The sequence below is a fragment of the Shewanella sp. DAU305 genome (assembly GCF_026802235.1).
In the GTDB taxonomy this organism is placed as follows: Bacteria; Pseudomonadota; Gammaproteobacteria; order Enterobacterales; family Shewanellaceae; genus Shewanella; species Shewanella baltica.
The window spans coordinates 782,987-795,713 of the sequence record NZ_CP113808.1 but is presented as its reverse complement, the minus strand read 5'-3'; the positions used below and the strand labels follow the sequence as shown (position 1 = coordinate 795,713).

Sequence of the window (12,727 nt, the reverse complement as noted above, 5' to 3'; positions counted from 1 at the left end):
GCCATCGCTTTAAAGTATTAGAAGCTAGATTACAGCTTGACTAATACACGCCCTGTGACTTGACCTTGGATAATTTTATTCGCGAAATCAGGAACCTCTGCCAATGATATCTGCTGGCAAGCTTGCTGATAGAAATGTGCAGGTAGTGCTTTAATCACAGCTTCCCACGCAGCTTTTCGTTTCTCAAATGGACAAGAAACAGAGTCGATTCCCAGTAAACTCACACCCCGTAAAATAAACGGCATAACGGTTGTGGGTAATGCAAAACCGCCCGCTAAACCACAAATAGCGGCGGCGCCACCGTATTGCATTTGCGCCAATGCTTTAGCGAGGATCTTGTTGCCAACGGTATCGACCACACCCGCCCAGCGCTGCGCCTCAAGCGGCTTAGCATCTTGTTCAAGCTCACTGCGATCAATCACTTCTGCGGCGCCAAGCTCCTTCAATAAAGGTGAATTTTGTTCAACCCGACCACTGCAGGCGACCACACGATAGCCAGCATTTGCGAGCAAAGTCACCGCCACCGACCCCACACCACCACTAGCACCTGTGACCAAAATATCCCCACTTTGCGGTGTTATCCCAGCCTGCTGCAGCGCTTGCACGCACAACATCGCCGTAAGCCCAGCCGTGCCTATCATCATGGCTTTAGCGGCATCACAACCTTGCGGCATAGGCACCAGCCAGTCGGCTTTAACGCGCGCTTTTTGCGCCATACCACCCCAGTGATTTTCGCCCACGCCCCAGCCGGTCAAAATAACCTGATCGCCGACTTGGTATCTTGCATCCGTCGATTCGCACACTACGCCCGCAAAATCAATGCCTGGCACCATAGGGAACTGGCGAATGATTTTGCCAGCACCCGTCACAGCTAAACCATCTTTATAATTCAGCGAGGAATAGGCAACCTCAACTAAGACTTCCCCTTCTGGTAAATCAGCTTCTGTGATCTGTGAAACTTGAGCAAACGTGCGTTTATCTTCTTGCGTCAGTAGTAAGGCATCAAACATAAATTGCTCTCCGAAGGCCATGAAAATCGTATTAAACGATATTCAAAAAGTTACCATAAAAGGCATAGGCGCTATTAACAAGCAGACTTATGGCTAATAGTAAACGCTGAGATCTAAACAGATTAAAGGGAATGACCCAGAGTGATCGAGCGCAAAAGATGGCAAAAAATGATGTCTTTATGGCTTCAAACTCGCCTGCTGCAAAGCGTTACTCTGGTTAACTTGTCACGATGCAAGAGCTGCAGGCTAAATCCTATTAGTTCTAGCCTGCAGTAAGATGAAAGTTATTGATGTGATAAGCGAGAGTTGGGGGATTGATTGAGCTTCGCGACAAGCGTCGCGAGCTAACATTAACCCTTAAGCCCCATCTGTTTTAATCGACGGTACAAGGCATTACGGCTGATCCCTAAACGCTTAGCGCATTGGCTCACATTGCCATTACAGGTTTGGTATGCCTGCAGCACATTGCAATAAATCGCCTCATTTAGGGAATCCGATTGAACCGCAGTGGCAGTTGGCAGCGTCGCAGTGTTGCCACTCGTAACTTTGCCACTCACAACTTTGCCAGCCAGCGGATGTGATGCAGAGTTTTGGCCGGTTTTAACCTCTTCACCTAATGGCTGCTCTTCATTTAACAGCTGTGTGTTTAACAGCTGTGTGTTTAACAGCTGTGCATTTAACGGATCCACTTTTAACGGCCCACCCGCTAATTTTTGTGCAAGATAATCGGGTAAATGCTGCCAAGTTAAGGTGTCATCACCTTCAGCCATCAAGCAAGCCACTTGCATAAGATTATCGAGCTCGCGCAAATTGCCGGGCCAGTCGTGTTGCATCAGCTGCCCTAACAACTCAGGGCAGATCGCCTGCGGCGCAATACGATGTTTACGATGCAATTTATGGATAATGCGCTCGATATCCTGCCGCTCACGTAGCGCAGGTAAACGTACTTGCAGACCATTCAATCGATAGAATAAATCCTGCCGAAACAGCCCCTGCGCCACTTGTTGCTCCAAATCCATATGGGTCGCGGCAATGATTTGAATATCAACTTTAAAACTTTGATTACTGCCAACGGGTACCACTTCGCGCTCCTGTAACACCCTAAGTAAACGACTCTGGGCCGCCAGCGGCATTTCGCCAATTTCATCTAAAAACAAGAAGCCGCCGTGGGCTTGGCGAATTTTGCCGATAAATCCAGTACGATTTGCCCCAGTAAACGCGCCCGCCTGATAACCAAAGAGTTCAGATTCGACTAACTCGGCAGGCAATGCCGCGCAGTTCACCGCCACTAAAGGCTCGGTGCGACGCGCGCTCTGGACGTGGAGTTTTTTAACAAACTGCTCTTTACCGACGCCGGTTTCACCGAGCACTAACAGCGGAATTTGTTTGGTGATCACCTTATTGGCATGTTGCCATGCGCGCTCAAGTTGAGGGTCGCGAAACCGCACACCCAATTGAGTGAGCGATTTATTGCTAGTCGCTACCCGACTCTTGATGCTGGGAATATTTAAGGGCTGAGTCTGTAGATGCAAGTCTAAATGCTGATTAAAGCCACCCGCACGGCTCCAATTATCGCCTAAGTACTGCTCGACGGCATCGCCGACCTTAGCATGGTTAAGCAATTGTTTCGCCATGGGATTGTAACCCACAATGCGACCATCGCTGTCGGCAATCACTATGCCCTGCCAACCCGAATTCAGTAAATTTGGCTGCGCCGCTAAATCGATTCGATAATGGCTATCGGGCAAGTGACACAAGAGCGCGGTCTCGACCTGCTGCGCCAAGCTCGACACTAACATCAGCGTCTGCTGAGTGTGTCTTTGCTGCTCGCTGGTGATATCTATCACCCCGATCATCTCACCTTGGGGGGAAAATATTGGGCAGGCGGTGCAACTCATAAAACGATTCTGGCGAATAAAATGCTGCTCACCCACTACAGATACGGCTTGTTTGGCTGTGAGTGCCGTCCCTATTGCATTGGTGCCTTTGTACTGCTCGAGCCAATTCACCCCTATATCCAAAGCCACGTCCGCCAGTTTTGTGGAGTAGCGGCTCACGCCCCAGTGCCTAAGCACATAACCCTCGGCATCGGAGAGCAAGAGTCGGCTATTAGAATGCGCCATCAACTGATTGAACAAGGGCAAAGCATGGGATTGCACTAATGCAATGAGCATTTGATATTGCTCATGTTTCTGCTTTAGTTCGCTGGCGTCGAGCCTAAGCTCTTGGGGTAACTGAAATTCTGACAAGCCAGCGCCAATGCTGCGCTGCCACGAATCGGCCAACCACGCCTGTGTCGATGGTAAATGCGGTTTAACTGCCATAGCCGTGCTCCCCCGAGCTGTGTTCCGTTTCGGCACAGTTGCAGTGTGCCGTTCGATGACAAAGTGACCACAGGACACACCTCTCTCCCTGAGTGCCCACACTGTTTCAAATCTGCAAAATTAGCTTTTCATCATACTGTTAGCGCAACAAGTGTACAACTCTTGCCAGTTTGGCACTCTCCTTGCGATGCCCCCTTAGTATGCAGGCCTTAGGTGTTGCATAAGAGAACACTAAGCCAATCAATAGGATTGGCTTAAAGCAAAACGAAAAATATATAAAAAGGCATCCATTAGAGATGCATCAACAAGACTCCCTTGCTGAAGCTCAGAGCGTAAAAAGCGCCAACGCCCAGCATGCCATCCACAAGAAGGAATGATTCTATGATTTATGCTCAACCCGGAACCACAGGCGCAATCGTTAACTTCAAAGAAAAATACGCCAACTTCATCGGCGGTAAATGGGTCGCCCCAGTCAATGGCAAATACTTCGACAATCGCTCACCCGTGAATGGCCAAAACTTTTGCCAAATCCCGCGATCCGATGCACAAGATATTGAATTAGCGTTAGATGCAGCCCACGCAGCCAAAGAAGCATGGGGTAAAACTTCAGTCACCGAACGCTCAAACCTGTTGCTGCGCATTGCCGATCGGGTCGAACAAAATCTCGAATATTTAGCCGTCGCCGAAACCTGGGAAAACGGTAAAGCGGTGCGTGAAACCTTAAACGCCGACTTGCCCTTATTTGTCGATCATTTCCGCTACTTTGCCGGTTGTGTCCGCGCACAGGAAGGCAGCGCCGCCGATATCGACGGCAACACAGTCAGCTATCACTTCCCAGAACCTTTGGGAGTAGTCGGCCAGATCATTCCTTGGAACTTCCCGCTCTTGATGGCGGCATGGAAAATCGCTCCTGCGCTGGCGGCGGGTAACTGTGTGGTACTCAAGCCTGCGGAGCAAACACCAGTATCGATTCTGGTATTACTCGAGCTGATTGAAGACCTATTACCCGCGGGCATTCTTAACGTAGTCAACGGCTTTGGCGCGGAGGCGGGACAAGCTCTGGCCACCAGCAAACGCATTGCTAAGCTTGCGTTTACGGGCTCTACAGAAATTGGTTATCACATTTTAAAATGCGCCGCCGAATCCTTAATCCCATCAACTGTTGAGCTTGGCGGTAAGTCGCCGAACGTATTTTTTGCCGATGTAATGGACCATGAAGACGAATATTTAAATAAAGCCGTCGAAGGTATGTTGCTGGCCTTCTTTAACCAAGGTGAAGTCTGTACTTGCCCATCTCGGGTGCTAGTCCAAGAATCGATTTTCGATCGCTTTATCGAGAAAGTGCTCGCCCGTGCCCAAACCATTAAGCAAGGCGATCCCTTAGATACCGACACTCAAGTTGGCGCTCAAGCCTCTAAAGAACAGTTCGATAAAATCTTAAGTTACTTAGCCATAGGTAAGGCTGAGGGCGCAGAAGTGCTACTTGGCGGCACACTTTGCCAACTCGATGGCGGCCAAAGCGAAGGCTACTACATCAGCCCAACCATTATGAAAGGCCACAATAAGATGCGTATCTTCCAAGAGGAAATCTTCGGCCCTGTGATTTCGGTCACCACTTTCAAAGATGAAGCCGAAGCCTTAGCGATCGCTAACGATACTGAGTACGGTTTAGGCGCTGGTGTGTGGACGCGAGATATGAACACGGCACAACGTATGGGACGTGGCATTCAAGCGGGCCGCGTGTGGATTAACTGTTACCACGCCTATCCTGCCCATGCCGCCTTTGGTGGTTACAAAAAATCCGGCATCGGCCGCGAAACCCATAAGATGATGCTCAACCACTATCAAAATACTAAGAATCTCTTGGTGAGTTACGATGTGAATCCTTTAGGTTTCTTCTAAGGTTTTTGGGGCTCAAACAAGCTGATGTGAGGAAGCTTTTATTTAGGTTTTTAAACGTCTTTGCAAGCAGGCTTATAAAACTTTCCGCATGAGTAATAGATATAAATGATGAACATGAAAGGGCGAATAGCCCTTTCTTTTTTAACTCAATTTAATTCAAACCTCACTCAGTTTATATTATCAATCCGCGCTAAACGCTGAGCTAATTCAGCAAGAGAGGAGGCTGTTTGTGGATCGCTTTGGGGATCGATAACTTCAACCAGTTTAAGTTTTGGCTGAAAAGTTAACCAAGAACTGCCCGTTGTCATCACTAAATCCAGCACAAACTGACCGTAATAGTGCAACCTCAGTCGGTTATCCGTCATAGGCCAATGGGCATAAAGCAGAAAAGAATCGTACATTTGCGCCAAAGATGTCGTCGCAATGAGCTTAAACGCTTCATCAAGCAGGCTAAACTCGGTTGATTCTTCGAAGGGACAATCAAAAGAAGTGATGACCAGATACCCCGAGGTTTTATTGGGTAAAACGCAGCGATATTGGCCTTCAATCACTAGGCCAGCAATAAAGGTATGAGTATGTTGGCCATTGAAATACAAAGGCATTTTCAGTGGATTAAGCTCAAGTCCATCAGTACGTACTGTTAGCAGTGAAAATGCCGTTATCGGTTGCATCCTTTACCCCACTTGTCTCGCCTATCCGCGAAAACACATGTCACGCAGCTCTTGCGGATTCAAATCACTAGGACTGGCGGCTTTTCCAATAACAGCCCAATAAGATCAAGTAACCGACAAAATATGCCACGAGATCGAGTGGATCAAAATGGCTACCTATCACTATCCGCGCCAAGCGATTTCCGCCCAAGCCTAGCTTGTCGACTAAACCCCAATACTGGCCAAACTCGATAGCAAAGGCAAACAGCAATACCGCAAACGCCAGCCAAGGAGTTTGAAATAAGCGCTTAATGCCATCGCCGGTGTTTTTTGCTGCGGTATTTTCTACTGGATAGGTAAAAGGAACGACAACGCGCGCCATGCAAAACAGCAAGATCACCACCAATACATCGCCCACAAAACCACGGATAAAACCCGCAGGCGCATATAAAGCGATTAAGACTTCAGTCAAAAATAATAAAACCGTATAAATAAAAAAGGATTTACGACTCGGATTACGGCTGATGAAAGCGCGAATAACGGCGGTAGACATAGATACGTTAGTCCCTAACTTCACTCGGTTGAGGTGGCAGAATCTACCGTAATACCAAGAGGTTAACAAGCGAGTTTCGTTGACATTTAAGACTCGTCACCCAGGCAAGCGCGCCACTTAACCCCATCAACTCAATGAATGTTCGCGCCTCAAAATTTAAGCGAGGTTTAAGTTTGGGTTAAGTAGCCTACACCTAAACCCACTTAGGAGCGTCACACCATGTCATCAAACACACTGCAAACCATCAAAGTCTGGGACCTGTTGATCCGCATATTCCATTGGTCACTCGTCGGTTTTTTTGCCTTAGCCTACCTCACTGAAGGCGAAGACGAGTGGATGACCATCCACAGTTACGCAGGTTATAGCATCTTAATTTTACTGGTGTTTCGTCTGCTGTGGGGCGTGATTGGTACCCACAATGCGCGCTTTAGCAACTTTATCACTCGTCCTAAAGAAGTGCTGGTGTACCTCAAAGGGCTCATCACAGGCAAAGCCAAAGACTACATAGGCCATAACCCCGCTGGAGCAATGATGATAGTGGCCTTGATTGCTAGCATCGCCATCACGGGATTCTCAGGCATGGCTCTGTACGCCACCGACGGACACGGCCCATTAGCCACAAGCTTTTTCGCCACTTGGCCCGAAGGCGCCATAAAAGAAGTCCATGAATTCTTTGCCAACTTCACTGTGTTCCTTGTGGTCATCCATGTTGGCGGCGTCATCGTCAGTAGCCTGTTACACAAAGAAAACTTAGTCAGAGCTATGGTCACGGGCAAGAAACAACGCCCTGTGGAACAAGAAGATTAATCCCTTAGCCACTTTGCTTAGCAACAAGACATCCAGCCCAAAAGGAATGCCCTATGAACAGATTCACCAGACACACGATTAAAAGTCGCCTTGACCTTGTCGCAATTTCAACCTTGCTGCTGACTAGCCTCAGCGCTAGCGCCGCCAACAGTAAAGTGCAAAGCCTGCCGCTTAGCGCCGAGCGCATTGGCACGCAACTGCAACGCTATCAAGCTCAAGGCGCTGGACCCTTTAGCGCCGCCGCAGGACAAAAGCTTTGGCTACAGGACATGGACGGTCGCAGCTGCGCCAGTTGTCATACCGCTAAAGTCACCGACATGGGGATGCACCAAAATACCCGTAAACCCATTGACCCTATGGCGCCGTCGATTACCGCAGATCGGTTAACAGACTCAGCCAAAATCGAGAAATGGTTTAGCCGTAACTGTAACTGGACCTTTAAACGCGACTGCACGCCACAGGAAAAAGGCGATGCCTTACTCTGGTTAAGCCTGCAATAACCACCAAATTTCGACCTTATAACTCATTCAATTAGATCAATTAATTTCAATACCTTCCACAGAAGGTAACGGCACAAAAAGGAAGATGTCATGACTAAACAAGCACACCCTATTAGCTGGTTCTTAGGTTCATCACTCACAGCTGCGGCATTAGCCATTGGCGTTATCGGTGTCAGCCTAACCTTAACCGGCACAGGCTATGCGGACGATGGCCGCGGGCTTAGCCGCGCCATTCCACAAAATGCGGAATATACGGCAGAATGTGGCAGCTGCCACATGGCTTACCCCGCGAACTTACTCCCCGCCGACAAGTGGCGCGCCATTACCGCAAATCTTGAGAATCACTTTGGTGACAACGCCAGCCTAGATCCTCAAGTCACTGCTAGAATTGAGGAATATCTGGTTCAACATGCGGCGCAAAATGGTAAGGTGATGAAAAACAGCACGCCACTGCTTGCAGGCGCTGGGCCGCAGAAGATCACAGAACAGGCATTTTTTATTCGCAAACACGATGAGATCCCAAGACGTATGGTGCAAGATAACCCCAAAGTCGGCTCATTCAGTCAATGCAGCAATTGTCACAACCTCGCAGAAAAGGGCATATTCGATGAAGATACCGTTAATATTCCTGGCTTTGGCCGTTGGGATGATTAGCAGCCCCAGCTGCAATGCCCACGACGATGATCTTTCAAACAAGGTGGTCGAGTGGGTTAAGGAGGGCAAGGTTTTGCCCTTCGACACCATAATGCAACGCTATGAATCACGGCTAAAGGGACGGTTGCTCGATCTCGAAGTCGAGCAAAAACAGGGAAAGATCATCTACGAACTCGAAATCCTTCGTGACGATGGCATAGTGTATGAAATCAAGATTGACGCCAAAACCGGCGAGTGGCTAAAGGAAAAGGTCGACTGATGCGTTTGCTATTGATTGAAGATGATACCGATCTGGTCGCGCGCCTCATTCCCGCCCTTAACAAGGCGGGTTATACCGTCGAGCACGCCGATAACGGTATCGACGGTGCCTTTTTAGGCGAAGAAGAAAACTTCGAAGCCGTGATCCTCGATCTCGGTTTACCCGGCAAACCCGGTTTACAAGTCCTCGGCCAATGGCGACAAAAAGGCTTAGCCATGCCAGTGCTGATCCTCACCGCCCGCGATGCGTGGCACGAGCGGGTCGATGGCCTCAAGGCGGGTGCCGATGATTACCTTGGCAAGCCTTTTCACATCGAAGAACTACTCGCAAGGCTCGAAGTGTTGATCCGCCGCCACTTTGGCCGCGCCGACAATGTGTTGCAACATGCGGGCGTTTCCCTCGATGTCGACAAACAAGCCGTCACCAATGTCGACGGTGAAGTGATAGAGCTGACTAAGATTGAATATCGCCTACTGCATTATTTAATGGTCAATCCCAGCAAAATCGTCTCTAAGTCAGAGCTCAGTGAACGCATTTACGAAGAAGATCAAATCAAAGACAGCAATGTCATCGAAGTGTACGTCAACCGCCTGCGCCAGCGCCTAGGCAAGGATTATATCGAAACCCGCCGCGGCCAAGGTTATCGACTCAAGGAGTAAAAGGCGTGTATTCACTCAAGGGTTATCTGACGCGCAATCTGCTGATCACGCTCACCTTTGCCATGGTGCTGTTACTGTATTTTCTGTACCAAGGTATCCAAATATTAACCCAAGACTTTGTTGCCTCGCGATTGCAACACGATGCCGACAGCCTGATCTCCGCCCTGAATAACAATCCCGACGGCACCTGGGCACTCACCACTGACCGCTTACCCAATGTGTACCACAGGGTTAATTCTGGGCATTATTTTGCAATTCAAATCGGCGAGCAAACCCTGCGCTCACGCTCCCTATTCGACCATAACGTGAACATGCCAAAACTGACCGCCGGTGAGCACCAGCAAGCCACTGAGTTTGTCGGCAAAGAACATTGGCTGATGTTCAGTCAGGCCGTAATCAAAGATGATCAGTTAGTGACACTGTGGGTGACAGAAGACATCAGCGAGCTCGAACAGACCCAAGTACAGTTTTTAGCCTTTGCCAGCGCGGCGGTGTTGCTCACGATTGTTATTCTATTAATGGCACAGTATCAATTACTTAAACGCGGTTTTAAACCCTTAGAGCAGATGCCTGAAGCCATCCGGCAGATGCGCACCCAAGGGCAAGAAATCAATCCAGACCAAATGCCGAGTGAAATCATCCCGCTGATTGAGGAGATAGATCGTTTAGTCAATCAATTGGGCCAACGAGTACAACGCTCCCGCAATGCCTTGGGTAACTTAGCCCACGAAATGAAACGTCCGCTACAAGGGCTGCAGTCCTACCTAGAAAGCCTTCCACCGGAACAGAGGAGTGAGGGCAGCAAGGTGCTCGCAAACCTGCACCACATCATTGAGAGAGAGCTTAAGCGCACCAAGATAGTCGGCCTATCTACTCCAGGGCGTTATACCGTGCTCGATGACGATCTCGCGCCGCTGATTCAAGTGATGCAACGCATCTACCCAGACCGCATTATTCATAGCCATTACGCGAGTGGCTTAGTGATGCCATTTGACCGCGATGACTTACTCGAACTCTTAGGCAATTTACTGGATAACGCCTGCAAACATAGCCGCAAGAACATTGAGATCCGTATAGTGCATCAAACGGCTCCCACCGCAGGTTATGGGATCATAGTCAGCGATGATGGCGAAGGCGTCTCTGATGCCGCATTGTCGATTATCATCGAGCGCGGCATTCGACTAGATGAAAGCATCCAAGGCCATGGCTTAGGATTATCTATCTGCAAAGATATCGTCGACAGTTATCAGGGCGAACTCAGCTTTAGCCACGCGCAACAAGGTGGACTCGAAGCCAGCGTATTTCTGCCGATCCCAAGTTAAGCGGTATACTCAGCCAAACCGTGCTTAATTAATCCTGCCGCCAAATCATTCAGACCAGCAAACGGACTTAAGTATTCGCGCCACAATGTGCACCATTAAACCCTTTGCATAACACACGTCAGAGATTTATATGAAAGTTATCGACCTAAAATCGGCCCCGCAGCATATTCCACTGCTAGCACAATGGCATCATCAAGAATGGGCACATTTAAGTTCCGCGGACGCCACAGTCACCACACTCATTGAGCAGATGAGCGAGTACCTCTCTGACGCCGCTATTCCTAAGATGTTTATCTGTGAAGAAGCTAACCAAGTCATGGGCTCCTCCTCATTAACCGCAGCAGATATGGATACCCGAACCGACTTAAGCCCTTGGCTGGCGAATGTGTATGTTAATGCACATTATCGAAATAAAGGCTTAGGGAAATTATTAGTCAATGCCGTCGTTGATTATGCCAAAGCACTCGGATTACAAAAAATCTATTTGTTTACCGCAGACAAAGCAGATTTTTATCAGACACTTGGTTGGTCAAAGATTTCACGGGAAGATTATATGGGCAAGATGGTCACGATAATGGAATATGAATTTAAGAAGTGAATGCTTAAGGAGAGTGAGCAAGCCCCACGACGGGCGTCGTGAAGCTGTACATGCTGGCTAAATATCTAGATGTGATATCCAATACTTAGCGACAAGCCAAAGGCTTTAGTCAATTTCTATATCCACGCCGAAACGATTGGATAGTTGGCGTTGCTCGTGCAGAATTTCAATTCGGCGGCGAGTGTCTTGGGTCAACTTGTCTTTGAGGCGCAAACCACTAGTAATGGCGGCTTTTTTTGCTTTCTTGCTCTTAGTTGTCGTTGCATCCGTTGGACTCTCGACGGCTTGAGATTCGATAGACATAGCTAACTCCTTTAATTAGAACCTTAAATAGGCTCTTCCAGTAAATCCCTGCTCAAAACGAACAAACAGGTCATCTTTATAATGAGTCAATTCGCCATTCACTATTTAAGTAATAGATAATTTGGCGACTCATAAACTTACGGCTCATATCATTTACCTAAGCCAACAAAATTAAATCACATGCTAACAGGATAAAAATAATCGAGACGTAAGGTCGAAATGAAAAACTGAGTATTGATTGACTTCATCGGCGTAACAGAACCCTAACGAGCCCTAAATTTCCAGCGACAAAGCGGCATAACATAGGTAGAGAAAGATACAGGTGATAATGCAGAAAGGTTGGTAAGCTCAAGCGGCAAAGCGCTGCTGCGCAACAATTAGGCTGCGCAACAGTACTACATCTAGCCTAGATTTACGACTTATATGGCATAGCGCCAAGGTAATCTTTCTTGCCAATTTCAACACCGTTGTGGCGCAAAATCGCGTAGGCTGTTGTTACATGGAAGTAAATGTTCGGAATCGCATGCTCAATGGCAAACTCATAACCCGTAAGATATTTTCCTTCCCAACGTGGTTGTGAGACATGGATCGTGGCCGCATTAGCAAAATCATCCGCTTTGAACGTCGCTAAGTAATCTAATACTGAGCTAATACGAGCTTGTAACTCAGCTAAAGTCGTTTCGCTATCATCGTGCTTTGGCACTGTATCTAAGTTATCGGTCAAACGTGCCACGCCAATTTTGGCAGTATCGCAGGCAATCTGAACTTGGCGAATAAGGTTAAATTGATCCGGCGCTAAACGTGAGTTTAATAGCACCGCCATATCGACTTTCTTGAGGTTTGCGAAGCATTCGCCCTTTTCAAGAATAACGCTTAAATTTTTCAGCATCTTGCTAAATTGTACAACCGTTAAATCATAAAGCATGGCATTGACCTCAGTGATGGACGCTACAAAACTGCAGCACTTAAGACTATCTTGGGGCAAATAACTCAATTTCAATCATTCTTGGAATTTAAGTATTTGCTTAACAATAAACACACCTAAATAAGCCCTATTAAGCAGCTAAAAATAACAAGAAACAGGTGAAATCTTGTGAGGCAGAGTATTTATCAAGCGAAAGAAGGTTAATATTCAATCAGAAAAACAGTAATAGACGGTACAAAATTTGGACAATTGAACGAATAA

14 protein-coding genes are annotated in these 12,727 nt (G+C 47.9%); 8 read left to right on the top strand and 6 right to left on the bottom strand.

The features are described 5' to 3' along the window. Positions 1 to 29 precede the first annotated feature (29 nt). Positions 30 to 1,010: an acrylyl-CoA reductase (NADPH) gene (acuI, locus tag OX890_RS03495; protein ID WP_126490957.1), complete on the bottom strand. Its 981-nt coding sequence runs from the start codon at positions 1,008 to 1,010 to the stop codon at positions 30 to 32. Positions 1,011 to 1,360: 350 nt separating this feature from the next. After that, a complete protein-coding gene (locus OX890_RS03490) occupies positions 1,361 to 3,334 on the bottom strand; it encodes a sigma-54-dependent Fis family transcriptional regulator (protein WP_268650097.1) in 1,974 nt (657 codons plus the stop codon). Positions 3,335 to 3,715: 381 nt separating this feature from the next. Between OX890_RS03490 and exaC the strand changes: the two genes are divergently transcribed. Beyond that, entirely contained in the window at positions 3,716 to 5,236 is a 1,521-nt protein-coding gene (exaC, locus tag OX890_RS03485; protein WP_126490955.1) for an acetaldehyde dehydrogenase ExaC, read from the top strand. A gap of 167 nt (positions 5,237 to 5,403) precedes the next feature. Here the strand turns inward: exaC and OX890_RS03480 are convergent, their stop codons facing one another. Together OX890_RS03480 and OX890_RS03475 are read right to left on the bottom strand one after the other, a co-directional pair. Continuing rightward, positions 5,404 to 5,907, bottom strand: a complete 504-nt coding sequence (locus OX890_RS03480) for a hypothetical protein (RefSeq protein WP_006079724.1) — start codon at positions 5,905 to 5,907, stop codon at positions 5,404 to 5,406. Between the two features lie 67 nt (positions 5,908 to 5,974). Next, positions 5,975 to 6,439 (bottom strand): ribosomal maturation YjgA family protein, encoded by a 465-nt coding sequence (locus OX890_RS03475; RefSeq protein WP_268650096.1) that lies wholly within the window; start codon positions 6,437 to 6,439, stop codon positions 5,975 to 5,977. A gap of 219 nt (positions 6,440 to 6,658) precedes the next feature. On the opposite strand from OX890_RS03475, the gene OX890_RS03470 reads away from it, so the two are divergent. The 7 genes from OX890_RS03470 to OX890_RS03440 all read left to right on the top strand — a co-directional run bounded on the left by OX890_RS03470 (position 6,659) and on the right by OX890_RS03440 (position 11,238). Next, a complete protein-coding gene (locus OX890_RS03470; RefSeq protein WP_107403265.1) occupies positions 6,659 to 7,246 on the top strand; it encodes a cytochrome b/b6 domain-containing protein in 588 nt (195 codons plus the stop codon). 53 nt (positions 7,247 to 7,299) lie between these two features. Further along, on the top strand, positions 7,300 to 7,746 hold the full coding sequence (locus tag OX890_RS03465) for a DUF1924 domain-containing protein (RefSeq protein WP_268650095.1): 447 nt from the start codon (positions 7,300 to 7,302) through the stop codon (positions 7,744 to 7,746). A gap of 90 nt (positions 7,747 to 7,836) precedes the next feature. After that, on the top strand, positions 7,837 to 8,400 hold the full coding sequence (locus tag OX890_RS03460) for a diheme cytochrome c (protein WP_011845503.1): 564 nt from the start codon (positions 7,837 to 7,839) through the stop codon (positions 8,398 to 8,400). After that, positions 8,393 to 8,659, top strand: a complete 267-nt coding sequence (locus tag OX890_RS03455; RefSeq protein WP_268650094.1) for a PepSY domain-containing protein — start codon at positions 8,393 to 8,395, stop codon at positions 8,657 to 8,659. Before OX890_RS03460 ends, OX890_RS03455 begins: the two co-directional genes overlap by 8 nt. Continuing rightward, complete coding sequence (locus tag OX890_RS03450; RefSeq protein ID WP_006079718.1) at positions 8,659 to 9,318, top strand: winged helix-turn-helix domain-containing protein; 660 nt, start codon at positions 8,659 to 8,661, stop codon at positions 9,316 to 9,318. Before OX890_RS03455 ends, OX890_RS03450 begins: the two co-directional genes overlap by 1 nt. Positions 9,319 to 9,323: 5 nt before the next feature. After that, the gene (locus OX890_RS03445) at positions 9,324 to 10,640 is read left to right on the top strand and encodes a sensor histidine kinase (protein ID WP_268650093.1); all 1,317 of its coding nucleotides are present in this window, start codon (positions 9,324 to 9,326) and stop codon (positions 10,638 to 10,640) included. Between the two features lie 130 nt (positions 10,641 to 10,770). Continuing rightward, entirely contained in the window at positions 10,771 to 11,238 is a 468-nt protein-coding gene (locus OX890_RS03440; RefSeq protein ID WP_268650092.1) for a GNAT family N-acetyltransferase, read from the top strand. A 105-nt stretch (positions 11,239 to 11,343) separates the two neighbouring features. Here OX890_RS03440 and OX890_RS03435 read toward each other — a convergent pair whose 3' ends face one another. Continuing rightward, positions 11,344 to 11,541 carry a hypothetical protein gene (locus OX890_RS03435; protein WP_006079715.1) on the bottom strand — a complete coding sequence of 66 codons (198 nt, stop codon included), beginning with the start codon at positions 11,539 to 11,541 and terminating at the stop codon, positions 11,344 to 11,346. 412 nt (positions 11,542 to 11,953) lie between these two features. After that, the gene (locus OX890_RS03430; protein WP_063885021.1) at positions 11,954 to 12,466 is read right to left on the bottom strand and encodes a DUF1993 domain-containing protein; all 513 of its coding nucleotides are present in this window, start codon (positions 12,464 to 12,466) and stop codon (positions 11,954 to 11,956) included. Between the last annotated feature and the right edge of the window lie 261 nt (positions 12,467 to 12,727).

What these genes read in the sequence shown, in the direction of transcription:
- acuI (WP_126490957.1), bottom strand. Translation starts at nt 1,010, where the DNA reads ATGTTTGATGCCTTACTACTGACGCAAGAAGATAAACGCACGTTTGCT.
- OX890_RS03440 (WP_268650092.1), top strand. Translation starts at nt 10,771, where the DNA reads ATGAAAGTTATCGACCTAAAATCGGCCCCGCAGCATATTCCACTGCTA.
- OX890_RS03490 (WP_268650097.1), bottom strand. Translation starts at nt 3,334, where the DNA reads ATGGCAGTTAAACCGCATTTACCATCGACACAGGCGTGGTTGGCCGAT.
- OX890_RS03435 (WP_006079715.1), bottom strand. Translation starts at nt 11,541, where the DNA reads ATGTCTATCGAATCTCAAGCCGTCGAGAGTCCAACGGATGCAACGACA.
- OX890_RS03480 (WP_006079724.1), bottom strand. Translation starts at nt 5,907, where the DNA reads ATGCAACCGATAACGGCATTTTCACTGCTAACAGTACGTACTGATGGA.
- exaC (WP_126490955.1), top strand. Translation starts at nt 3,716, where the DNA reads ATGATTTATGCTCAACCCGGAACCACAGGCGCAATCGTTAACTTCAAA.
- OX890_RS03450 (WP_006079718.1), top strand. Translation starts at nt 8,659, where the DNA reads ATGCGTTTGCTATTGATTGAAGATGATACCGATCTGGTCGCGCGCCTC.
- OX890_RS03470 (WP_107403265.1), top strand. Translation starts at nt 6,659, where the DNA reads ATGTCATCAAACACACTGCAAACCATCAAAGTCTGGGACCTGTTGATC.
- OX890_RS03460 (WP_011845503.1), top strand. Translation starts at nt 7,837, where the DNA reads ATGACTAAACAAGCACACCCTATTAGCTGGTTCTTAGGTTCATCACTC.
- OX890_RS03475 (WP_268650096.1), bottom strand. Translation starts at nt 6,439, where the DNA reads ATGTCTACCGCCGTTATTCGCGCTTTCATCAGCCGTAATCCGAGTCGT.
- OX890_RS03465 (WP_268650095.1), top strand. Translation starts at nt 7,300, where the DNA reads ATGAACAGATTCACCAGACACACGATTAAAAGTCGCCTTGACCTTGTC.
- OX890_RS03430 (WP_063885021.1), bottom strand. Translation starts at nt 12,466, where the DNA reads ATGCTTTATGATTTAACGGTTGTACAATTTAGCAAGATGCTGAAAAAT.
- OX890_RS03455 (WP_268650094.1), top strand. Translation starts at nt 8,393, where the DNA reads ATGATTAGCAGCCCCAGCTGCAATGCCCACGACGATGATCTTTCAAAC.